The organism is Ruegeria sp. HKCCD6426 (genome assembly GCF_057221115.1).
Genome location: NZ_JBWVBF010000003.1, coordinates 11,975 through 33,191 on the forward strand (window position 1 = coordinate 11,975; position 21,217 = coordinate 33,191).

A 21,217-nucleotide genomic window follows, 5' to 3' on the forward strand; every position below is an offset into this window, starting at 1 on the left:
AACGGCGCGATGAATCGGAGGATCGTATGAGTTTGGAAATGCAGGTCTCCGCGCAGGGGATAAAGGGGTACATGTCCAGCTACCTAGAGGCTTTGGCGCTGGTCGAGCGCCTGCACAGGTTGCTGCTGGACGTCATAAAGGACGAGTTCGAACGCGTTGGTGTTCTGGAAATCAACGCGGTGCAGGCTCTGCTGCTGTTCAATATCGGTGATCATGAAGTCACCGCAGGAGAGTTGAAAAGCCGCGGGTATTATCAGGGCAGCAACGTCAGCTATAATCTCAAGAAGCTGGTCGAGATGGGGTACATGCACCATCAGCGTTGTGAGATCGACAGGCGTTCGGTTCGCGTCCGGCTTACACCGCGCGGGCGGGAAATCCGGGACATCGTATCCGATCTGTTTGCCCGCCACGCAGAGGGCCTGCAAAGCCGGGGCGTTCTGGGCATCGAAGGGATTGAGGATATCACTGGATCGCTGCGTCGCGTGGAAAGATATTGGACCGACCAGATCAGGTATATTTATTGAGTTTCATCGCGCCTCCGGGCTGAGTTCCGATAGGACTAGCCCTTCCAACTCTTTAATCAGCTTGCGCGTCATTGCGTCTTCATACGCTTCAAAACCCAAGGCGACCTCGACAAAGGCTCCTGGACCCAAAATGACCCATGCATTATAATAGGCAGACAATTCACCGACCTGGACGTATCGTTTATCGCCGTGTGACGGGTCATCGGCACCGATCACCAACCCGTTGATCGTGATGCCAGATCGGTTCAAGGTCTTTTTGACGTCGCGTGGATGGGCCCCAAGGTTGTGCTTGCCGTCGCCGGACAGATCCAACGTGCGCTTCCAGCAATCGGATTGTCCGGCCAAAAGCTCAGCCCCAAACACCATCGCAGAGCCAACAGCAGTGCCCTGTGGGGCTGCAGACCGCGTTACCGAGTTCAGATGTTGGGCGACCTCCTGCAACTCCGACGCAGAAACGATTTCTGTCCAGTTTACAAGGATGCGCTGATGTCCAGTTTCGCTCCACTCAAAAACTGCGAGACGAACGGGTGCGTCGGATCCAGATACGATCAATTGCTGAACCTCAGGGCGGCGTAAAGCGGCCGCTAACCCATCGAGTTGCAGGCGGTATTCCTGACTGTCGACCGATCCAGACACATCCAGTCCCAAGGCCAGTGCCTGACGGCATTCGGCCCAAACCGGACAAGCCATCAGGCTGAAAAGAAGGGCCAGCAAACGGATCAATTTGGATGACCTGGCGGTATTGCACTCAATTCAATCGCGTTTAGTTCCCGTTCCAGTTTCCTGCGCATGGCGCGCTCGAAATCATCGAACCCATCTGCGATTTCCAGAAACGCTCCGGGGCCGCGCAACACATTGTTTTCGAAGAACGGGATCAAATACAGCTCGCCCTCAAAATCGGCAGCATTGATGACTAGGCCGTTCACGACAATGTCGTCAAATGGAAAGTGCTTGTAGGCTATGCGTGGTCCATAACCATCGTTGTTCGATCCATCCCCAGACAGATCTATGGTTTGAAAAAGGCAATTGGGTGCCTGCTGCATCAGGGTGGCGCCAAATGCCAGAGCATATCCCATTGCCGTAGCTGAACCGCTGTCCGAGCGGACGGATTGCGAAATGAGTGAAGATGCATGGATCAGGTCGTAGTCGTCGTCAATCATCTTCCAGTCGAGAATAACCCGCTGGACTTCGCGTCCACTCCATTCATAGACCGCCAGAGCAACAGGCGACGAGGATGAGAAAAATGCGTCTTGAACCTCAGGTGCGATCAGTGCTGCCGCAAGACCCTGCCGCTGTAACACATCCTCATTAGCGTCGACCGAAGTTGAAATGTCTATTGCCAGAGCGAGAGCGAGACGACAGGTTTCAGCCTGAATAGGGCCGGCCATTACGGCCAGCCCAAAGGATGCCAGCCAGCGGATCACCAGGTGCCGGTGCTTTCCATGCTGGCCCATGGTTCGGCCGGTTCCAGGGCCGCGCCGTTTTGCAGCAGTTCGACCGAGATATTGTCGGGTGACCGGACAAAAGCCATGCGTCCGTCGCGCGGCGGGCGGTTGATGACAACACCATTGTCCTGAAGGTGCTGGCAGGTGTCGTAGATATTGTCGACGCCGTAGGCGAGGTGCCCGAAATGACGGCTGTCGCTGGGCAATTCGTCGTCACCATCCCAGTTGTATGTCAACTCGATCGGCGCATCTTCCTGACCTGGAGGGGCCAGAAACACCAGGGTAAAGCGCGCGGCCTCACTGTCGTACCGCCGGGTTTCCTTCAGGCCCAGCAGTTCGTAGAACGCTATGGATTTCTCCAGATCCTTCACGCGGACCATGGTGTGAAGATATGTCAGCCCCATCGCGACTTTCCTTGCATTGATTGTGATGTTCAGCAGCTTAGCGCGCAGGCTTGCCATGTCGAGAGGGCAGGTAGGACACAATTCGGAAATTGCGCGCTACGCCGCACATCTCGCGGTTCCGGTGGGGTGTTCAACGAGATATAGTGGCAGGCGACTCATTTCTGGAAAGGATAATTTCATGCCGCTGTCTGCCGACCAACTGGCCGAGATCGAAGCGCAACGTGCGCAGTCCAACTCGACCCGCCGTGTTGTTGCTAAAGGTATGGAAGATCACCTTTATACGGCGCATCAGGTCCTGGACCACGGCTTTGTCCGGGTGATCGACTATATGGGTGATGATGCCGCGATCTGCCAGGCGGCGCGCGTGTCTTACGGCAAGGGCACCAAGTCGGTGCAGAATGACGAAGGGTTGATCCGCTACCTGATGCGGCATTGGCATTCGACACCGTTCGAGATGTGCGAAGTCAAATTGCACGTTAAGTTGCCCGTCTTTGTGGCGCGTCAGTGGATACGCCATCGGACGGCAAATGTGAACGAATACTCGGCCCGCTATTCGATCCTGGATCGCGAATTCTATATTCCCGCGCCCGAGCATGTGGCCGCCCAGTCCGAGGTCAACAACCAAGGTCGTGGTGACGCTCTGCAGGGAGAAGAGGCGGCTCGCGTTCTGGAGATTCTTAAGGCTGACAGTGCGCGGTGCTATGACAATTACGAGGCGATGATTGATCAAGACGGACAGCAGGGACTGGCCCGGGAACTGGCGCGTATGAACCTGCCGGCAAATATCTACACGCAATGGTATTGGAAAGTGGATTTGCACAACCTGTTCCACTTCCTGCGTCTGCGTGCCGACCCGCATGCCCAATATGAAATCCGGGTGTATGCCGAAACCATGTGCAAGATCGTGGCTGATTGGCTGCCCTTCGCCTATCGCGCGTTCGAAGATTACCGGCTGGGCGCAGTCAATTTGTCCGCACAGATGGTAAGCTGTATGCGTCGGATGCTGGCCGGAGAAGCGGTTACGCAAGAGACCTCTGGCCTCACCGCTCGAGAGTGGCGCGAGTTTCAGGACGTGATCCGCGAGGGCTGAAGTCGCATATCAATTGTCTATACGTGCCGTCATGGATCTGTTACATTTGATGCATGACGGTGGCTGTCTATATCCGGTATTTTGCACTGGTTCTGATGCTGGTTAATCCCGCACAGGCCAAATCTCCCATCGCTGAAGTGATCTGCGAACCTACCAGCAGAATGCATGACAAGCTGCTGCGTCAGTTTGGGTCCACGCAAGTTGCGTCAGGCATGCGCGGACCAGAGCAGATCATGGAAGTCTGGACCAGCAAATCCGGCGATTGGACTCTGGTCATCACATACGCCACTGGCACGTCGTGCATCGTTGCCATGGGCGAAAACTGGTTTACTCACACCGAACAAACTCCGACGCGAGGATAACTTTGGATAAAGCGGTCAACGGCCGGAAATTGGCCGCTAACCTATTTTTAGATGTCCCACCTGTGGCGAGATCAGACTTATAATGGCTTCAAATCAGACGCCATTTGACGACCGTCACGTCCATCCTGCAGCTCGTACGCGACTTTCTGATTATCGGCGAGCCCGGTCAGACCGGATCGTTCAACGGCCGAGATATGAACAAACACGTCTTTGCCGCCTTCGTCGGGGGCGATAAACCCATAGCCTTTGGTTGTATTAAACCATTTCACGGTGCCGGTAGGCATTTCCCGTGTCTCCTTCCTACTTACACGTTGTCCCACAAAATTGGTGGGGGCAGTCGTTGACTCACCCGCAACACATCACCGTTTCGCGCAAACGATATGGCCCGAATTGCGTGTTTCGTCTTTTTCAACATTGCACGGTGAAGTAAAAAATCAAGAATAACTGGGGTAAGCATTTCATTTTGCCCAACTTTGCATCAACAACAGGAACAGCCCAATCATGCGCCTTTATGGCTTGAAAACTTGCGATACGTGCCGCAAAGCCTTGAAATTACTCAAAAATGTTGAATTTGTGGATGTCCGGGTGCAAGGAGTGCCCGACTCTGTAATGACAATGGCTTACGAACGTTTCGGCAAAGCCTTGCTCAATACGCGGTCAACAACCTGGCGTGAATTGGATGAATCTCAGCGTGATCGTCCTGCTCTGGACCTGATGGCGGAATACCCCGCCTTGATGAAGCGCCCGCTGATCGAGTCAAACGGGGAGCTGTTTCTGGGCTGGACCGAAGATACGCGCCGAGGTCTTGGTGTCGCCTAAGAAACCACATATCTGACATCTGAAACTATGGAGACGGAAGAATGCGAAACGCTGCAATGATCTTGGGCGTCATCGCCGGCCTTGTTGGAATGATTGTCGGCTTCTTTGGGTATGGCTTTGTTGAACTCGTCGACCAGTTTGGTGAGATCGAAGGATTTGCTGAGCAGGTCGAGAATCCCGAACTGGTGCAGGCTGCCTCAATTCTGGCGCCGCTTCTGGCCATTGCCGGTGGCGCTATGGCTCATGCGCGTGCACTGATTGCCGGAGTTTTGCTGCTGCTTTCGGCGGCTGGCATGTATTACGCCTTTGGTTTTGGCGTGTTCACCATGTTCCCGATTGCCTTTGCTAGCGTGGCCGGAATCCTTGGGCTGGCCGCGGGAAAACCGGACGAGCCCAAGGCGCATTTCTAGATTATCTCAGGCGCAGAACCCGGTCTATCGAGATCGGGCCCGCTCCGTTAATCACAATCACCAGCAGCAGGAATGTCCACATCACCCGCTGATCCATCAGTGTTATTGCGTTGTCGAACAGGCTGCCGAGTTTGACGTTGTGACCTACGACGTCAGTCAGAGTCTGAACCCAAACAAAGCCGATCATGCCTAGCGCGGCAAGGCGGGTCAGCAGGCCCACAGCCAGTAAGACGGGCAGGGCAAATTCGGCCACCGTGCCAAAAAAGATGACGATGCGCTGAAAAAAGGTCATCTGGCTTACGTCATACAATACGGCCTCAGCGGCCTTGGGAAAAATCTGCCCGAATGCGCCAGCCGAGGGTGAAAAGATCGAGCCGTCAATCTTCAGCGTGGCCGAGTTCCAATAGTAGAAAAACAAGACAGCGATAAAGACCACCCGCGCCAGCGTGGGCGTCAACCAGCCCGAGGCGTGATCCACCTTTGCCATAGAGTTGTTGTACGTTGAAATCAGGGCAGTCATGTATCCAGCCTTTCGATAGTCACGGAAGTTATCGCTCCGCCCTGCAAGAGCAGTGCCAGAGTAGTCCCCAGGTCAAAGTCGGGGGTTTGTGCAGTGGTTGCCTCGAAAGCGCCGCCGACGGTTTGCCCGTTCTGTAGCTGCGCGATCCAGTCGGCACCGCCGGGCGGCAACAGATGCGGGGCAGGGTCATAGTCCGGGCGGGTAATCAGAACGTCCTGTGCGTCTGCCTCGGGTTTGGGAGCATCCGGCTGTGTGTTGAATTGCCAGATTGCATGAATCGGCCAATCCGAGCGTACAATCTGCATAGGTGGAGCCAAGGCGAGTTTCGCCTGCATCAAGTCTTCTGGCGGCACAGCCAATGCCTCCGGTTTGATCGGTTGGCTGTCGGTGGCGTGATAGGATTGCCGTATGGCAAGCTCCAGTCGGGCGACATCCGGTAAGTAACCCAGATGAGACAGTTGCTCCATCCCAGCCAGAAAATCAGGGAACTCTTCGCCGTAAAACATCATCAACGGTGAAGATGGGGGATGTCGGCGCAGGAAAATTCCCGCCAACCCATCCATGTTCTGAGACCCCAGGAGTTTGGTGATCACGGGGAAGGCTAGATGCATCGCTTCGGTCAGTGAAACGGCGACGTTATTGCGGTAAACACTGAATCGCCGTCCCGCCGGATGATCGGCGGCGTCCAGCAAACCGTCCGGAACCGGTTGGTTGGCATCCAAGAGAGCCGAGTGGAAATCGGTTTGCGATACACTCATGCCGGAACCCGGTCCAACGCCGCTTGCGCGCGTTCCGCTTCGGCCCGCAGGATCGGCCAGTCGGGAACATCGGTGTCCCATTCGATCAGAATTGGCTTGGACCCGGACCGGTCCAAAACATAGTCCAGCAGGGCCCAAACCGGATCGACGACTTCGCGCCCGTGACTGTCGATTAACAGAGGGCGGCCATGATCGTCCTCGTCCTCGTCGTGGCCACCAAGGTGTATTTCGCCTACCTGCTCCAGCGGGTAGGCATCGACATAGCCTTGGGGCGAAAACTCGAGATTGGTGGCGGATACGAAAACATTGTTTACGTCCAACAACAAGCCACAGCCAGTGCGCCGTGCAATTTCTCGCAAGAAATCAGGCTCGGTCCAGGTGCTTTCCTCGAACGCCAGATAGCTCGAGGGATTTTCCAGCAGCATCTTCCGCCCGACCGCATCTTGCACCTGATCGATGTGATTGCAGACGCGCTCCAGCGTGGTGTCGGTATAGGGCAGGGGAAGTAGATCGTTCAGGAAATGGCTGTCATGGGTAGACCAGGCCAAATGCTCGGAAAAACTGGCCGGGTTAAGCCAGCCGACCAGATGTTTCAAACGAGCCAAGTGATCTGGGTCCAGGGGAGCCTCTCCGCCGATGGACAGGCCGACACCATGAACGGAAATGGGGAACTGTTCGGACAGATGCCGAAGCTGCGCCAGCGGACGGCCACCGTCGCCCATGTAGTTCTCGGCGTGAATTTCAAGCCAGGTCACTGGCCTTGCGTGTTCAAGGATCTGAGAAAAGTGCTGCGGTTTGTATCCCACGCCTGGTGCGGCAGGCAGTCGATTTGATCGGAGTGCGTTATCCAACATCAGCGTGTTCCCTGACTACGACGAAAAGGGCGAGCGATATTGCCCGCCCCCAAAATCTTCGTTTGCGTGGCCTTATGCCGGCAGGTCACGCTCCAGCGGTTCGAGCGAACCATTGCGCGCTGCACCGTCCGCCGATTTCGGCAGTTCGATATCGGCGCAAGTACCAGCGTCAACCAGTGTCCATGCGTTGCCCTGATAATCGACAGTCGAGGTGCCCGCGCAAGTGGTGCCGGGGCCAGCGGCACAGTCGTTCTGACCGGCCAGCGAAACGCCATAGCACTTTTCTTTGGCTTGTGCGGATGCTGTTGTGGCTGCGCCAGATACAGCGGCTGCGACTGCGGTCGCGATGACCAGGGACTTAGCGGTGTTCGACATCTCGGAAATCCTCTTGATGACTGGGTATGTCTGCTTATGACAATGATAAAGGTAATGGCTTGGCGGCCAGAGTTGAATTCACGAGCCCGTGTCTCACGAGCGCGTCAAAGGTAGTCATGTCACCTTGTGCGTTAACAATCTGTTTTTAAAGTGGAAAAATGGAAATGTTTCAATCCGGCCCCAAAGCGGGGGCCGGATTCAGTGCAATTTGCTACCGAATGTTACAACAGGTCTGGTGGGGTCGCGGCCTGGCCCAGCTCAATTGTTACAGCTTCAAGTGATTCAACCTTTGTCTGTTTCTCACCCAGTCGGCGGACGCTGACCGTGCGCTCGTCGACCTCTCGGTGACCGACGGCCAAAATGACCGGAACCTTGCCGACCGAATGCTCGCGGACTTTGTAGTTGATCTTCTCGTTACGGACATCAGCCTCGGCGCGAACACCGGCTGCCTTGAGCGTTTCAACCACTTCCATCACGTAGTCATCTGCATCCGAGGTGATCGAAGCGACTACAACCTGACGTGGCGCCAGCCAGAAAGGCAGCTTACCCGCGTGTTCCTCGATCAGGATACCGATGAACCGTTCGAAGGAGCCAAGGCAGGCGCGGTGCAGCATGACCGGTCGGTGCTTGGCGCCGTCCGCGCCAATATAGGTGGCGTCCAACCGTTCAGGCAGAACAAAGTCCACTTGGAATGTGCCACACTGCCAGTCCCGGCCAATTGCATCGGTCAGAACAAATTCCAGTTTCGGCCCGTAAAACGCGCCTTCACCGGGGTTCAGCTCTGGTTCGACGCCAGCAGCCCGTGTCGATGCCAGCAGCGCTTTTTCGGCTTTGTCCCAAACCTCGTTCGATCCCGCACGTTGTTCTGGTCGGTCCGAGAATTTGATCTTAAAGCTTTCAAACCCAAGGTCCTTATAGACGTCCGTCAGGAAGCCGATAAAGCGCGCGCACTCGTCGCCGATCTGATCTTCGGTCGAAAAGATGTGCGCGTCATCCTGCGCGAAACCACGGACGCGCATAATACCGTGTAACGCACCCGATGGTTCGTATCGTGCACACGATCCAAACTCGGCCATACGCAGTGGCAGATCGCGATATGACTTCAGTCCCTGCTTGAAGATTTCAACGTGGCAGGGGCAGTTCATCGGCTTAAGCGCGTTGACCGACTTCTCGCGTGCGTGTTCCTCGTCCACTTCGACGATGAACATATGCTCTTGATATTTGTCCCAGTGCCCGGACTTTTCCCACAGCTTTCGATCAACGACCTGAGGCGTGTTTACCTCAACATAACCGCCACGTTGCTGGGCACGACGCATGTAATCCTGCAATGAGGTGTAGATGGTCCAGCCATTAGGGTGCCAGAAGATCTGGCCCGGGGCCTCTTCCTGCATGTGAAACAAATCCATCTCGCGGCCCAGCTTGCGGTGGTCACGTTTGGCAGCCTCTTCCAGCATGTGCAGGTGTGCTTTGAGCTTTTCCTTGCCGGTGAAGGCAACGCCGTAGATACGTTGCAACATTGCGCGACTGCTGTCGCCGCGCCAATAGGCGCCAGCAATGCTCATCAGCTTGAAGGCGTCGCCCGGAACCTGTCCGGTGTGCTGCAGGTGTGGGCCGCGGCACAGGTCCTGCCAGTCGCCGTGCCAGTACATGCGCAGTGGCTCGTCGCCCGGAATGGCTTCGATCAGTTCGACCTTATAGGGCTCGTTATTCTGAGTGTAGAAATCGATCGCACGTTGACGGTCCCAGACTTCGGTGGTCACGGGGTCGCGCTTGTTGATGATTTCCTTCATCTTTTTCTCGATCAGGCCGAGGTCTTCGGGCGTGAAAGGCTCGGCGCGGTCAAAGTCATAGTACCAACCGTTTTCGATGACTGGGCCGATTGTGACTTTGGTGTCCGGCCAGATCTCCTGCACGGCACGCGCCATGATGTGGGCCAGGTCGTGGCGGATCAGTTCGTTCGCCTGAACTTCGTCCTTCATGGTGTGGATAGCGATGTCGGCATCCGCTTCGATGGGCCATTGCAGGTCCCAATGCTGGCCATTCACCGTGGCCGAGATGGCTTTTTTTGCCAGCGATGTTGAGATGTCGGCAGCGATTTGCGCCGGCGTAACGCCTGCGTCAAAGGATCGAGCATTGCCATCAGGAAAGGTGAGAGAGACGGATTTTGAATCCAGGGCCATATCGGCTCTCCTCGTCGGTTTGGCGCCCACAGAACGCCCGGTTGCGGGTTATGGTGTTCGGCTCATGTGGCAGGTGCAGCATGAGCTGTCAAGAGTGGTGAAAGATCGGGTGTAACACTACCGGGGAACGGAATTCGGGAATTGCGGCCCAATGTCTGCCGTGCATGATGAGCCAAAAGCGAAAGAGAGTTTCATGGCTGCTACGAATTTTCTGGATACCGCACAGGGGCGGCAACTTGCGTATCACAAAAGTGAAGGTGAGGGGCCGACTATTGTTTTTCTTGGCGGGCTGAAGTCGGACATGGAGGGCACCAAAGCGGTGCATCTTGAAGCCTGGGCGCAAGCGCGCGGCCAAAGCTACCTGCGGTTTGATTATTCAGGTCACGGTGAGAGCTCGGGAACGTTCACCGAAGGGTGCATTGGTGATTGGCACAAAGATACGCTGGCTGCAGTTTCGGTGCTGACAGAGGGGCCTCTGATTGTCGTTGGTTCGTCCATGGGGGGCTGGCAGGCTCTGCTGTTGGCTCGCGAAATTCCTGACCGGATCGCGGGGATGGTCACCATTGCCGCCGCGCCGGATTTTACAGAGGATGGGTACTGGGCGTCTTTCACCGAGGAGCAGAAGGCAGCACTGGACATCGTGGGGCAGGTCGAGCTGCCCTCTGACTATATGGAGCCTTACGTCATCACCAAGCGCATGATAGAGGACGGCCGCAAGCACTTGGTTCTGCGCGCGCCATTGGAATTGCCGTTTCCCGTGAGATTCCTGCAAGGGACAGCGGATACAGCGGTCTCCACGGAAACTGCAGTTCGGTTGCTGGAGCACGCCACTGGGCCAGATATGCGTCTGACTCTGGTCAAGGATGCCGACCACCGGTTTTCGGACGAACTGTGTCTGGAGATGATCGAACAGGCAGTTCTGAGTGTCATGGTGAACAGCTGATGCGGCGCTTTGGACGTACCTTGGGGCGTGTCCTTCTGGCGGTTATTGCAATTGGCGCTCTTGTCTATTGGTTTGGCCCCCGCGAGACGGTGAACTTGAACCCGAGTTTTGACTCGCGGAAGTTTGGCGAAGGTGTGCAGGTCTATTTTGAAAGCACGGAATCCGTATTTGATGACATCAAGCCCGGCGTCGAAAAGCGGGTGATCTGGCAGGATGGTTTCAAAGAGAAAAGCACACCTGTCTCAGTTCTTTACATCCATGGGTTCTCGGCCACTTCCGAAGAAATCCGTCCTGTGCCTGACCTGGTGGCGGACGCGTTAGGGGCAAATCTGGTCTACACCCGATTGCAAGGGCATGGCCGCAGTGACGATGCAATGGCGGAAGGGACGGCTACGGGCTGGATGCAGGATTTGGCCGAGGGGCTAGCCGCAGCGCGCGCCGTCGGTGAAAGTGTCGTCATCATTTCGACGTCGACGGGTGGAACGCTGGCTGCGGCCGCTGCGTTGAACCCGGAACTGAGCAAGGATGTCGCCGGGATGGTGTTCGTCTCGCCGAACTTTGGCGTCAATACGATTGGGGCGTGGATACCCGGCTTGCCGTGGGCCAGAATCTGGTTGCCCATCCTGATGGGACAGGAGCGTGATGTTTCGAGCCCCGATCCCGAGAAGAACAAGTATTGGTCATCAATTTATCCATGGGAAGCGGTGGTTCCGATGACGGTGCTGGTCGAAACGGTTTACGCGCTTGATTTCTCGGAAGTAAAAATCCCGGCCTTCTTCTGGTTCTCGGACGACGATCAGGTGGTTCGGCCTGATCTGACGCACAATGTTGCCGAGGCTTGGGGCGCAACCGCTACTGTAAATTTGGTCAAGATGGGGCCGGGGGATGATCCGTCTTCGCACGTGGTCGCGGGGCGGCTGATGTCGCCGGGACAGACAGATGCAGCCGTGGCGGGTATTCTGTCGTGGCTGAAAGAGCAGGGGATTGAGTGATGGAACAACGTGTCAGCTTAATTACGGTGGGTGTGGAAGATCCTGAAGCAGCCGCAGTGTTCTACGAAAAACTGGGCTGGCAAAGGGTCGATAGCTCGGACGGCGTGATCGCATTTGACCTGATTGGTCAGACACTTGGTCTCTACCCACTCTCGGCACTGGCTGAAGAAATCGGTGTCGATATCAGCACGCTAGGGCAAGGGGCCCTTACCCTAAGCTACAATTGTCGATCCAAGGAAGTCGTGGCAGACGTGCTGACCAAGGCTGATGAAGCGGGTGCGGAGATTCTGAAACCTGCCTCAGATGTATTCTGGGGCGGGCATCATGGCTATTTCCGCACACCCGAAGGAACGATCTGGGAGGTGGCCTTCAACCCGTTCTCGAAACTGGGTCCGGACGGCTCCTTTCGCTGGAACGGGTACTGACCATGCGCAAGCCAGGAAGTATGTGGAGCCTCGAAACCTTGGGCCGCGTACGCTTATCCCGGCACTTCTTTATGCGCGACTTTTTGTACTCTGAGATCGGCAACTTCCATGGTATGCAGAACATTCCGGAGAACCCTGATCTGGCGATCGAAACCGGGCGGGTATTCTGCGAAACCCTGCTGGACCCGCTTGAGGAAACCTTTGGGCGCATTGCTGTGCGGTCCGGCTATCGCTCACCCTCACTGAATCAGTTCGGAAACGAGAACAAGCTGAACTGCGCCCGTAACGATCATCCGCTGGAATGTCATATCTGGGACCGAGGCGAGGGCGACGAACGTATCGCCGGGGCTTCTATCGTGATTCCGTGGTTTGCGGACCGTTACGCCGAGGGGCGCGATTGGCGCGATCTTGCATGGTGGATGCATGACCATCTGGATTATTCCGAGATTTGGTTCTTTCCGAAACTCTGCGCGTTTAACCTTGTCTGGCGTCCAACCCCGATACGACGCATCGACAGCTATATCGCTCCACGCGGTTGTCTGTTGCGACCGGGCGCAACACCGGATGAAGCCCTTGTTGAAAGGCGCAAGAGATACGCGGATTTCCCGGCTTTCCGCGGACTGAATTATCCTTGAGCACTAAGCGGCAGTTACGCTTTGCACTCCGCCGAAGAAAGCTATGCGTTCTTTTTGGGTCAGGATCGTTGGTGCGACGATAGACTCACCAGTTTCTGGATTGAAGAAAAGTGAAGACTTCCAACGGCCTGAAAGACGCGATGCCACTGCGCATTTTAGAAGCCCATTGACCCCATATTGCGATTTTTTGTGCTTTTACTTCTCGCTGGGTATGGGAACAATCTTGCGTGTGGTGACGGGCCCCAAGGGTGTCGGGGCGGCGATGCGTTTGGTGATGAAACCGCCAAACGAGGTTATCGGCAATTGATAGGTCGTGGTAAGCTGAGCGTTAAAGCACGTTGCGTACCAGCGCATCATGCCTTTGGGGCTGAGTTGCATTGCAGCCAGATGCTCCGACCCCTTTTGATGATGACGCATTCGGGTGTAGGTTGAAGAGTTTCATCCGGGCTCGGCGCGGAGGCCGGTTGACCGGAAAACACCTAAGATGCCCCGCAATTGCGGCAAGAGCATACCGCGTGCATCCCGGGCGCTACGCCATTTGCGGCAAGGCGGCTTCGCATAACGCTGCGAGTGCAGGAAAGGACGAAGTTTCAGGTCAATTTCTTGCTTCTTCCCGTCAGGCAACCTTGTTTCGGTTGGCAGCTTTGGGGCGAGGCTTTCGGCTGTTTTGGTTCATGAAATCAATCACAAGCGGGCGGATGTTATCACGCCAGCTACGCCCGGCGAAGATACCGTAGTGGCCTGCGCCCGGTTCGACATGGCTGGCTTTTTTGCTGTCGGGCAGGCCGGTGCACAGATCCAGCGCGGCGATACACTGGCCTGGCGCCGAGATGTCGTCATTCGCGCCCTCGACGGATTTGACCGCCACATCAGTGATTTTGCCAATATCCACCTTGTGACCTGCTACGACAAACTCGTTGCGCGCAATCTCACGGTTTTTGAATACCCGCTCAACCGTAGACAAATAGAATTCGGCCGTCATGTCCATGACAGCCAAGTATTCGTCATAGAACCGGTTATGTGCATCGTGATCCGATGCTTCGAAACGCATCACGCGGTGAATCTGGTCCGTGAAGGCTTTGCTGTGGCGTTCGCCATTCATTGACATGAAAGATGCCAGTTGCAAGAGGCCGGGATATACCATGCGACCCACGCCCTTATACTTGAATCCCACACGTTGGATCATCGTCTCTTCCAGCTGACCCATCGTAACACGCCGCCCGAAATCGGTGACCTCGGTTGGGGTTGCGTCCGGATCTACAGGTCCGCCGATCAAGGTCAGAGTGCTGGGTTGCGCCTTGGGCTCGACCTCGGCCAGATATGCGGTAGCGGCCAACGTCAGCGGCGCGGGCTGGCAGACAGCCACAACATGTGTATCCGGGCCCAGTTCCTTCATAAAATCGACAAGGTAGAGCGTGTAATCTTCAACATCGAATTTACCTTCGGACACAGGGATATCGCGCGCATTATGCCAGTCGGTGATATAAACTTCGCAATTGACCAGCAGGCTTTTGACGGTCGAGCGCAACAGCGTCGCATAGTGACCCGACATCGGTGCAACCAACAGCACCTTTCGGGGCTGCTCTGCACGCCCATTGATGCGGAAATGGATCAGGTCGCCGAAAGGGCGCTCGAGGACTGTGGTGATGTCGACCAGATGGTCCTTGCCGTCTTCGCAGGTAAAAGTGCGAATGCCCCAGTCGGGCTTGACGACCATGCGTTGGAAGGTGCGCTCGGTTACTTCGCCCCATGCGGCCATCCAATTGAATGCTGGGTTCGGGATCATCGAAAACTGGGGGTAAGACGCCATCGCGCTTGCGGTTGCACCAAGCCATTGATTGGTGTTGCGCATTGTTTCCATCAGGTCGTATGTCATCATGTAGCGCATGAAATGGGGCCTCCTGAGTGTCATCCTGAGAGTTCGGACCATTCGTCGCTTTGCCCCCCAGCACCCACGACGTTATTCTGCATAGCAGCGAGGTTAGGGGGGAATTGTTAAAATGACAACTAGCGAAGATCAGACGCCCGATATGACCGACGAACATATTGAACGCCTTAAAGAAAATATGGAAAAGGTCGAACATCTGTCGAAACGTTTGATCGAGGTAATGGCCAGTAAAACGCCGCATGCCTCCGCGTTGGACGGCCCGAATCAAGAGCTTTATGCACGGGCAGCAACTGCTTACTGGGCCGAAGCTTGGCAGAATCCTGCCAAGTTATTGGAACAGCAGGTTGAATACTGGAGCAAATCGGTTCTGAATTTTGCCGAGGCGCAAAAAGCGATGACGTCCGGCCAGATAGAGGACACAGGCGAGGGCAAGCCCGACCGCCGGTTTTCAAACCCCATGTGGGACACGAACCCATACTTTCGCTTTATCCGTCAGCAATATCAGACCAACGCAGAAGCCATCGAACAGGCGGTCGCTTCGGTCGAGGATTTGGAGGAAAAGGACAAACGGCGACTCAGCTATTTCTCGCGTCAGATCATCGACATGATGGCGCCGACAAATTTCCTGGCCACCAATCCCGATGCGCTGGAAAAAGCAGTTGAAACCGAAGGTCAGTCGCTGATCCAGGGGTTAGAAAACCTTGTTTCTGACCTTGAAGCGAATGATGGCGAGCTGGTGGTCAAACTGGCAGACGAAAGCGCTTTTGAGATCGGGGGCAATATCGCCACGACTCCCGGTGACATCGTCTATCGCAATCGCATGATGGAGCTGATCCAGTACAAACCGGCGACCGAAACAGTTCATGAAACGCCGATCGTGCTTTTCCCGCCTTGGATCAACAAATTCTACATCCTTGACCTGAAGGCCCAGAACAGCCTGATCAAATGGGTGACCGAACAAGGCTATACCCTGTTTGTTGTCAGCTGGGTGAACGCGGACAGCTCGCATGCCGATATCGGTATGGAGGACTATATTCAGGAAGGTTTCTTAATGGCGATCGAGGAGGCCAAGAATATCTGCAAGGTCAAGCAGGTCAACGCAGTCGGATATTGTATCGCCGGTACGACGCTCAGCCTGACTTTGTCATTGCTGAAGCAGCGCGGCGACAAGTCGGTTAAATCGGCCACATTCTTTACGACGCTCACGGATTTTGGCGAGCAGGGGGAATTCACACCTTTCCTGCAGAACGATTTCGTGGACGGTATCGAACAGCAGGTCGACCGGGACGGTGTTTTGAAAGCGTGGATCATCGGCCGGACCATGTCGTTCCTGCGCTCGAAGGATCTGATCTACACACCCGCCATTCGCAGCTACATGATGGGGGAAACTCCACCTGCATTTGATTTGCTGTACTGGAATGGGGACGGCGCCAACCTGCCGGGCCGCATGGCGATGCAGTATCTGCGCGGATTGTGTCAGAGCAACGATTTCGTCACGGATGGGTTTGAGTTGTTGGGGCACAAACTGCGCATATCGGACGTGGACGTGCCTCTGATGGCCATCACCTGCGAGACTGATCACATCGCGGCATGGAAGGATTGTTATCGTGGCGTCCAACAAATGGGCTCGCGATCCAAAACTTTCGTGGTGTCCGAATCCGGGCATATTGCCGGGATCGTTAATCCGCCAAGCAAGAAGAAATACGGCCATTATACTAATCCGGATCTCAAGGCGGATGCCGAGACTTGGCTAAAGGAAGCAGACTTTCACGAAGGCTCTTGGTGGCCAATGTGGGAAGCGTGGCTGAAAAAGCGTTCGGGCAAGCAAGTGCCGGCTCGTGATACTGGCGATTCGAACCATCCACGTTTGTGCCCGGCTCCGGGTACTTATGTATTGGTAAAGGCAAGTCGTTGATTTCATTTTGAAACTTAATTTTTTCTGCGATGCAGCAAGAAAATACTTGAAATGCTGCGTCGCAGAAATCATATTGCCCTCAAGCTGATGAAACCCGGGGTGGGCCCGGACAGGCTAAGAGGATTAGAACAATGGCAAAGACCCAAGACTTTACCGCAGTCATGAAAGACATGATGGGCGCATTCCCGGTTGACACAACAGCTCTGGAAGATGCATTCAAATCGACCGCTTCTCTGAACGAAAAGCTGTCGGGTGTTGCACTGGACGCTGCTACTAAGTCGGCCGAGATCTCGAACAAATGGACCAAGGAAACCCTGGCCAAACTGACCGAGATGTCGAAAGCAAAGGCAGAGCCTGCTGACTACGCCAAAGCTGCAACCGACTTCGCAAGCGCGTCGGCTGAAGTTGCTGCTGAAAACATGGCGGCTTTCGCTGAAATCGCGAAAAAAGTTCAGACTGAAACCGTTGAGCTGCTGATGGCTGCTGGCAAAGACGCTGCCGAAGACGCAACTGCTGCTGTCAAGAAAGCCACCAACGAGGTAACCGCTGCTGCCAAGAAAGCAACGACTGCCAAGTAAGTTAAGACGGCGACACGCACCCATCCCTCCCAATTGGTGCAATCGCTTTGGGCAGGTCATTCGACCTGCCCTTTCTTTTTGTTCTGCACTCGCATAATCTCTGCTGCAACGCATCATCCTTGGGGAGGGCAAACGGTGCCGGAACAAGAAAAACCGCTTCTGATCAAACGCTACGCCAGCCGGCGGCTGTATAACACCGAGACCAGCGACTATGTCACGCTGGAAGATATCGCGGGATTTATCCGCGATGGGCGTGAAGTTCAGATCATCGATCTGAAAACGGGTGATGACCTGACCCGTCAGTACCTTCTGCAGATCATTGCCGAACATGAAAGCCGGGGTGAGAATGTTCTGCCGGTCAATGTTCTGAACGACCTGGTGCGCAGCTATATGATTCCTGGCGGGGGAATGATGCCGCAGTTTCTGCAAAGCTCATTTGAGATGTTGCGCGAAAGCCAGAGCAAGATGATGGAGAACATGAATGCCATGAACCCCATGTCTCAGATTCCGGGGTTTGACGCGATGCAGGCGCAGCAACAGGCGTTTCTAAAGGCAATGACGGGCGGTCTATCCGGAAACTGGTCTGGCCCTGATGCCGAGCAGGAAGATGCGTCCGAATCCAAGGAAGATTTGGCGGACATCAAGAAACAACTTGCTGAGCTGCAAAAGAAACTATCCAAGCTGAGCTAATCCCATCATGCGCGTGCTGCCCTTGCTTTTAGCGTTGCTTTGGGCTGGGGACACGCTGGCGCAAGGGAAGTTCACTGAAACCTGGGAACCTGTCTGCACCATGGGCAGAGACGCCGATGCCGGGTGCGATGAAATACGCTCCCGTGAGATCGTCGACGCGTCGCAGGCGCCGTGGCGCGCCATTGGCCGTGTCAACTTTGCCAGTACTAACCAGCGATCGCACTGTACTGGCGTGCTTGTGTCGGAAACGCATGTGCTGACGGCCGCACATTGCCTTTACAACAGTGCCCGTAAGCGGTGGATTCCCGCTGAAAGCATTCGTTTCGCAGCGGGTTATCAGCGCGGAGAAGTTGCAGCATTTTCAACGGTCAAAGAATACAATATAGCATCGCAACAGGGCTCAGAGGGGTCTTTTAACGACCGTGCTGAATTGGATTGGGCGATCTTGGAACTGTCTGATCCGATAGGTCAAACGGTTGGCTATCTGCCAGCCGTGTCGGTCGCGCAAGAGAGTTTTGTTGCGGGTTACTCTGGTCTGCGCCCGCATGTTTTGAGCCGAACTGGTACTTGCCGGCCTCGTCCTGTAGCTACAGCGCTGATGCAGGCAATCTGCCCCGTGATGATGGGCGATTCTGGCGCTCCGTTGCTTGTGCAGAGCCAAAGCGGGTTGGGGGTGGCCGGTCTCTTGTCGCGCATCGCGCCAACCCCGCAGGGGATTGACGCATTGTTTTTGTCGGTCGACTTGTTTGAACTGAATGCTGACTGAAAGTCAGGTACCGTATACGGGCACAGGACCAATCACATCCGCGACTGACGCAAGCAGAATGTCGGTGATCATGTCCAGCTCTTCCCGTGTCAGACGAACAGGCAACCGGACGTCGCAGGCCCTCATTAACATTGTACGCGTCTGGGGCAGGTCGACCTGCTCTGGCATGAATTGCCAGTTCCAGAACGCGCGGGCGTTGTCCGTACTTAACCCGAAGACCTGAACCTTGACGCCGCGGGTCTCAGCGGCCTCGGCAAATGAGCGGGTCTCAGCTTCGTCCATGCCAACCAAATTGAACTGGATCGAATCCGGAGCACGCCGTTCCGGCGCCAGCGGGGCAGGGACATCGATATACGGCGAGGTGTTCAGACGGCCTGCGACATAATCGTGATTGTCCAAGCCATCGCGTACACGGCGGGCCAATTCAGGAATCTGGGGCCGGATCACAGCGGCGCTCAGGTTGCTCATCCGCAGGTTATACAGAGGCAATTTGTTCTGCCAGCGGGCAAAGGCTTGTTCCAATTCGGGCGAGTTGTCGCCGTGCGGGCCTTTGTGTTTCTTCCAGTTATGCTCGTAGGCGCCGGACATTATGACGGCACGGGCGACAAGATCGGCATCGTCTGTTATCAGGATGCCGCCTTCGCCCGCGTTAATCATTTTGTAAGACTGGAACGAGAAACAGCCCACCTTACCAATGGTTCCGATATTGCGGCCATGCCACGTGGTGCCCAATGAATGTGCCGCGTCCTCAATCACGGGGATTCCGCGCGCGTCGCACAGTTCCATAATTGCGTCCATGTCTGACGTATGGCCGCGCATGTGGCTGATGATCACTGCCTGCACGTCGTCCAGCTTCGCTGCGAAATCCACCATGTTGATGCGATAGTTGTCGCCGACCTCGCACAGAACCGGGATGCAGTCGGCATGCACCACCGAAGATGGTACCGCTGCAAAGGTAAAGCCCGGGATCAGCACCCGCGCGTCGCGCGGCAGATCCAGCGCCTTTAGTGACAGGAATAGAGCAGCTGAACAGGACGATACGGCCAAAGCATATTTTGTGCCCAAAAGCTCGGCAAACTCGGCCTCAAGCAGAGTGACAGGCGCGTCCTGCGGTGCCGTGTAACGAAACAGGTCGCCAGATTGCATCAAGGCATCGATGGCTTCTCTTGCTGCTGCGGGGATGGGTTCGGCATCATGAACGTTAGGTGGTAGCGTCATATTTGGTTTTCCCGAATTCTACTATTCGGAAATATAAAGTAACGAATTCAGCAAACCAAGAGCTCATTCCGTCATTAGGCGGAATTTCACCAAATTGTCGCGGTATGGGTTTTCAGATCCCCAGCCGGTCCCGGAGGGCATACCACGTCATTGCCAACACCAGCAGCGGGCTGCGCAGAGATGGGCCGCCCGGAAACGGCAAGGCGGGTACGCGTGACATTGTGTCAAAACCTTCCGATTGACCCTGAATGGCCATGGCCATCAATTGGCCCGCATGGGTGGCTGTACCGACACCGTGGCCCGAATAGCCGGAAGCGGACAGGATGTTCGGTGCCACCCGTGCAAGATAAGGCATTCGGCGCATGGTGATGGCAAGCGTGCCGCCCCAGGCATAGTCAATCCGGACATCGCGCAGATGCGGAAAGATCTCGGTCATGGGTTTGCGGACCGTTGCCGCAATATCAGTGGGGAAACGATAGCCATAGTTTTCGCCGCCTCCGAAAAGCAGGCGACCATCTGCGCTGAGCCTAAAGTAATTCACGACGAACTTCGTATCGGCCACTGCAACGTCGCGCGTCAGAACCTTTTGAGCCTCGGCTCCAAGTGGCTCAGTCGCTGCAATGAAGTTGTTGATCGGCATCACCCGCGACGCGACCTTGCGGTTCAAATCCCCTAGGTAACCGTTGCAGGCCAATATGACGTGATCCGCAGCGACTTTCCCGTTCGCCGTGTTCACGGTAGCGCGCTGGCCCTCTTCAATCTTCAGAACCTCAGTACTTTCGTGGATTCGTACCCCCGCCTTGATAGCCGCTTGGGCGAGACCCAGCGAAAAGTTCAGCGGGTGAAGGTGCGCGGCTCCCATGTCCAGGTAGCCACCCTTGTACGCAGGCGAAGGGCAAAGGGCGTGACCTGCATCTTCATTCAACAGCTCGATCCGGTCATACCCATACTTAGTTGACAGATGTGCCGCATGGTTATGCAAGTCATCGCATTCGGATGCGCTCAGGCTCAAGGTGGCGATTCCAGGCTTCAGATCACAGTCGATCTGGTGTTTTGAGACCAGCGATTTGACAAGGTCTTTGGCGCCTTCAGCCAGTTGCCACAGTTTGGCAGCGTCGGAATCGCCAACCAAACGTTCCAAATCTTCCTGATCCATACGCTGAGCGCTGCCCAACTGCCCACCGTTACGACCAGACGCACCGAAACCGACGCGATGTGCTTCGAGCAAAACCACGTCGAATCCGGCCTCGGCCAGATGCAGCGCAGCTGACAGCCCCGTGTATCCACCCCCGACGACACAGACATCCGCTTTGGTGACGCCAGATAGCGCCGGTGACCGTTCCGTCGGGAGCGCCGTCGCCGTATACCAACTTGGCGGATATTCCGATTTGCGGTCGTTGGAATAGAGTAAGTTCAGGCCCATGAT

General features: G+C 55.6%; 26 protein-coding genes. 13 read left to right on the forward strand and 13 right to left on the reverse strand.

The genetic code is table 11. The features are described from left to right. The first annotated feature begins 26 nt into the window (after positions 1–26). Positions 27–524 (forward strand): MarR family winged helix-turn-helix transcriptional regulator, encoded by a 498-nt coding sequence (locus AC2TDA_RS08850; protein WP_480846235.1) that lies wholly within the window; start codon positions 27–29, stop codon positions 522–524. Between the two features lie 3 nt (positions 525–527). Here the strand turns inward: AC2TDA_RS08850 and AC2TDA_RS08855 are convergent, their stop codons facing one another. The 3 genes from AC2TDA_RS08855 to AC2TDA_RS08865 are packed head-to-tail and all read right to left on the reverse strand — an operon-like array spanning position 528 to position 2,373. Continuing rightward, on the reverse strand, positions 528–1,247 hold the full coding sequence (locus AC2TDA_RS08855) for a DUF1194 domain-containing protein (protein ID WP_480878981.1): 720 nt from the start codon (positions 1,245–1,247) through the stop codon (positions 528–530). Further along, a complete protein-coding gene (locus AC2TDA_RS08860) occupies positions 1,244–1,978 on the reverse strand; it encodes a DUF1194 domain-containing protein (protein ID WP_480878982.1) in 735 nt (244 codons plus the stop codon). Before AC2TDA_RS08860 ends, AC2TDA_RS08855 begins: the two co-directional genes overlap by 4 nt. Further along, positions 1,945–2,373 (reverse strand): VOC family protein, encoded by a 429-nt coding sequence (locus tag AC2TDA_RS08865; RefSeq protein ID WP_480846231.1) that lies wholly within the window; start codon positions 2,371–2,373, stop codon positions 1,945–1,947. The genes AC2TDA_RS08860 and AC2TDA_RS08865 overlap by 34 nt, the downstream gene beginning before the upstream one ends. A gap of 178 nt (positions 2,374–2,551) precedes the next feature. On the opposite strand from AC2TDA_RS08865, the gene thyX reads away from it, so the two are divergent. Both thyX and AC2TDA_RS08875 read left to right on the forward strand, forming a co-directional pair. After that, on the forward strand, positions 2,552–3,463 hold the full coding sequence (gene thyX / locus AC2TDA_RS08870) for an FAD-dependent thymidylate synthase (protein ID WP_480878983.1): 912 nt from the start codon (positions 2,552–2,554) through the stop codon (positions 3,461–3,463). A gap of 59 nt (positions 3,464–3,522) precedes the next feature. Then, entirely contained in the window at positions 3,523–3,825 is a 303-nt protein-coding gene (locus AC2TDA_RS08875; protein WP_480896857.1) for a hypothetical protein, read from the forward strand. 77 nt (positions 3,826–3,902) lie between these two features. Here AC2TDA_RS08875 and AC2TDA_RS08880 read toward each other — a convergent pair whose 3' ends face one another. Further along, positions 3,903–4,109: a cold-shock protein gene (locus tag AC2TDA_RS08880; RefSeq protein WP_085796749.1), complete on the reverse strand. Its 207-nt coding sequence runs from the start codon at positions 4,107–4,109 to the stop codon at positions 3,903–3,905. Between the two features lie 217 nt (positions 4,110–4,326). Between AC2TDA_RS08880 and AC2TDA_RS08885 the strand changes: the two genes are divergently transcribed. Together AC2TDA_RS08885 and AC2TDA_RS08890 are read left to right on the forward strand one after the other, a co-directional pair. Next, the gene (locus AC2TDA_RS08885; RefSeq protein WP_480878985.1) at positions 4,327–4,644 is read left to right on the forward strand and encodes an ArsC/Spx/MgsR family protein; all 318 of its coding nucleotides are present in this window, start codon (positions 4,327–4,329) and stop codon (positions 4,642–4,644) included. 41 nt (positions 4,645–4,685) lie between these two features. After that, a complete protein-coding gene (locus AC2TDA_RS08890; protein WP_480878986.1) occupies positions 4,686–5,054 on the forward strand; it encodes a hypothetical protein in 369 nt (122 codons plus the stop codon). A gap of 1 nt (position 5,055) precedes the next feature. Here AC2TDA_RS08890 and AC2TDA_RS08895 read toward each other — a convergent pair whose 3' ends face one another. The 5 genes from AC2TDA_RS08895 to thrS all read right to left on the reverse strand — a co-directional run bounded on the left by AC2TDA_RS08895 (position 5,056) and on the right by thrS (position 9,741). Continuing rightward, positions 5,056–5,574, reverse strand: coding sequence for a DoxX family protein (locus AC2TDA_RS08895; RefSeq protein WP_480878987.1), 519 nt, complete (start codon positions 5,572–5,574; stop codon positions 5,056–5,058). After that, positions 5,571–6,332, reverse strand: a complete 762-nt coding sequence (locus AC2TDA_RS08900; RefSeq protein ID WP_480878988.1) for an HvfC/BufC family peptide modification chaperone — start codon at positions 6,330–6,332, stop codon at positions 5,571–5,573. The genes AC2TDA_RS08895 and AC2TDA_RS08900 overlap by 4 nt, the downstream gene beginning before the upstream one ends. After that, positions 6,329–7,186: an MNIO family bufferin maturase gene (bufB, locus tag AC2TDA_RS08905; RefSeq protein WP_480878990.1), complete on the reverse strand. Its 858-nt coding sequence runs from the start codon at positions 7,184–7,186 to the stop codon at positions 6,329–6,331. The genes AC2TDA_RS08900 and bufB overlap by 4 nt, the downstream gene beginning before the upstream one ends. A 72-nt stretch (positions 7,187–7,258) precedes the next feature. Further along, complete coding sequence (locus tag AC2TDA_RS08910; protein ID WP_480846218.1) at positions 7,259–7,561, reverse strand: BufA1 family periplasmic bufferin-type metallophore; 303 nt, start codon at positions 7,559–7,561, stop codon at positions 7,259–7,261. 221 nt (positions 7,562–7,782) lie between these two features. After that, positions 7,783–9,741, reverse strand: coding sequence for a threonine--tRNA ligase (gene thrS, locus AC2TDA_RS08915; protein ID WP_480878992.1), 1,959 nt, complete (start codon positions 9,739–9,741; stop codon positions 7,783–7,785). A gap of 193 nt (positions 9,742–9,934) precedes the next feature. On the opposite strand from thrS, the gene AC2TDA_RS08920 reads away from it, so the two are divergent. The 4 genes from AC2TDA_RS08920 to AC2TDA_RS08935 are packed head-to-tail and all read left to right on the forward strand — an operon-like array spanning position 9,935 to position 12,736. Then, positions 9,935–10,684 (forward strand): alpha/beta fold hydrolase, encoded by a 750-nt coding sequence (locus tag AC2TDA_RS08920; RefSeq protein ID WP_480878993.1) that lies wholly within the window; start codon positions 9,935–9,937, stop codon positions 10,682–10,684. Further along, positions 10,684–11,676 carry an alpha/beta hydrolase gene (locus AC2TDA_RS08925; protein ID WP_480878994.1) on the forward strand — a complete coding sequence of 331 codons (993 nt, stop codon included), beginning with the start codon at positions 10,684–10,686 and terminating at the stop codon, positions 11,674–11,676. Before AC2TDA_RS08920 ends, AC2TDA_RS08925 begins: the two co-directional genes overlap by 1 nt. Then, complete coding sequence (locus AC2TDA_RS08930; protein WP_480878995.1) at positions 11,676–12,101, forward strand: VOC family protein; 426 nt, start codon at positions 11,676–11,678, stop codon at positions 12,099–12,101. Before AC2TDA_RS08925 ends, AC2TDA_RS08930 begins: the two co-directional genes overlap by 1 nt. A gap of 20 nt (positions 12,102–12,121) precedes the next feature. Next, positions 12,122–12,736: a hypothetical protein gene (locus AC2TDA_RS08935; protein ID WP_480846367.1), complete on the forward strand. Its 615-nt coding sequence runs from the start codon at positions 12,122–12,124 to the stop codon at positions 12,734–12,736. Positions 12,737–12,931: 195 nt separating this feature from the next. Here the strand turns inward: AC2TDA_RS08935 and AC2TDA_RS08940 are convergent, their stop codons facing one another. Continuing rightward, positions 12,932–13,153, reverse strand: a complete 222-nt coding sequence (locus AC2TDA_RS08940; RefSeq protein WP_480878996.1) for a DUF6151 family protein — start codon at positions 13,151–13,153, stop codon at positions 12,932–12,934. Between the two features lie 199 nt (positions 13,154–13,352). After that, on the reverse strand, positions 13,353–14,624 hold the full coding sequence (gene phaZ / locus AC2TDA_RS08945; RefSeq protein ID WP_480846213.1) for a polyhydroxyalkanoate depolymerase: 1,272 nt from the start codon (positions 14,622–14,624) through the stop codon (positions 13,353–13,355). A gap of 112 nt (positions 14,625–14,736) precedes the next feature. Here phaZ and AC2TDA_RS08950 point away from each other — a divergent pair, with 112 nt between their 5' ends. From AC2TDA_RS08950 to AC2TDA_RS08965, 4 genes are all read left to right on the forward strand, one after another. Then, positions 14,737–16,539, forward strand: coding sequence for a PHA/PHB synthase family protein (locus AC2TDA_RS08950; protein ID WP_480878997.1), 1,803 nt, complete (start codon positions 14,737–14,739; stop codon positions 16,537–16,539). 131 nt (positions 16,540–16,670) lie between these two features. Further along, a complete protein-coding gene (locus AC2TDA_RS08955; protein ID WP_480846211.1) occupies positions 16,671–17,117 on the forward strand; it encodes a phasin family protein in 447 nt (148 codons plus the stop codon). Positions 17,118–17,252: 135 nt separating this feature from the next. Next, positions 17,253–17,807 (forward strand): polyhydroxyalkanoate synthesis repressor PhaR, encoded by a 555-nt coding sequence (phaR, locus tag AC2TDA_RS08960; RefSeq protein WP_480846209.1) that lies wholly within the window; start codon positions 17,253–17,255, stop codon positions 17,805–17,807. Between the two features lie 7 nt (positions 17,808–17,814). Continuing rightward, the gene (locus AC2TDA_RS08965) at positions 17,815–18,573 is read left to right on the forward strand and encodes a trypsin-like serine peptidase (RefSeq protein WP_480878998.1); all 759 of its coding nucleotides are present in this window, start codon (positions 17,815–17,817) and stop codon (positions 18,571–18,573) included. A 3-nt stretch (positions 18,574–18,576) separates the two neighbouring features. Here AC2TDA_RS08965 and AC2TDA_RS08970 read toward each other — a convergent pair whose 3' ends face one another. Both AC2TDA_RS08970 and AC2TDA_RS08975 read right to left on the reverse strand, forming a co-directional pair. Beyond that, positions 18,577–19,791, reverse strand: coding sequence for a DegT/DnrJ/EryC1/StrS family aminotransferase (locus AC2TDA_RS08970; protein WP_480846207.1), 1,215 nt, complete (start codon positions 19,789–19,791; stop codon positions 18,577–18,579). A 112-nt stretch (positions 19,792–19,903) separates the two neighbouring features. Further along, positions 19,904–21,214, reverse strand: coding sequence for an NAD(P)/FAD-dependent oxidoreductase (locus AC2TDA_RS08975; RefSeq protein WP_480878999.1), 1,311 nt, complete (start codon positions 21,212–21,214; stop codon positions 19,904–19,906). Positions 21,215–21,217 lie beyond the last annotated feature (3 nt).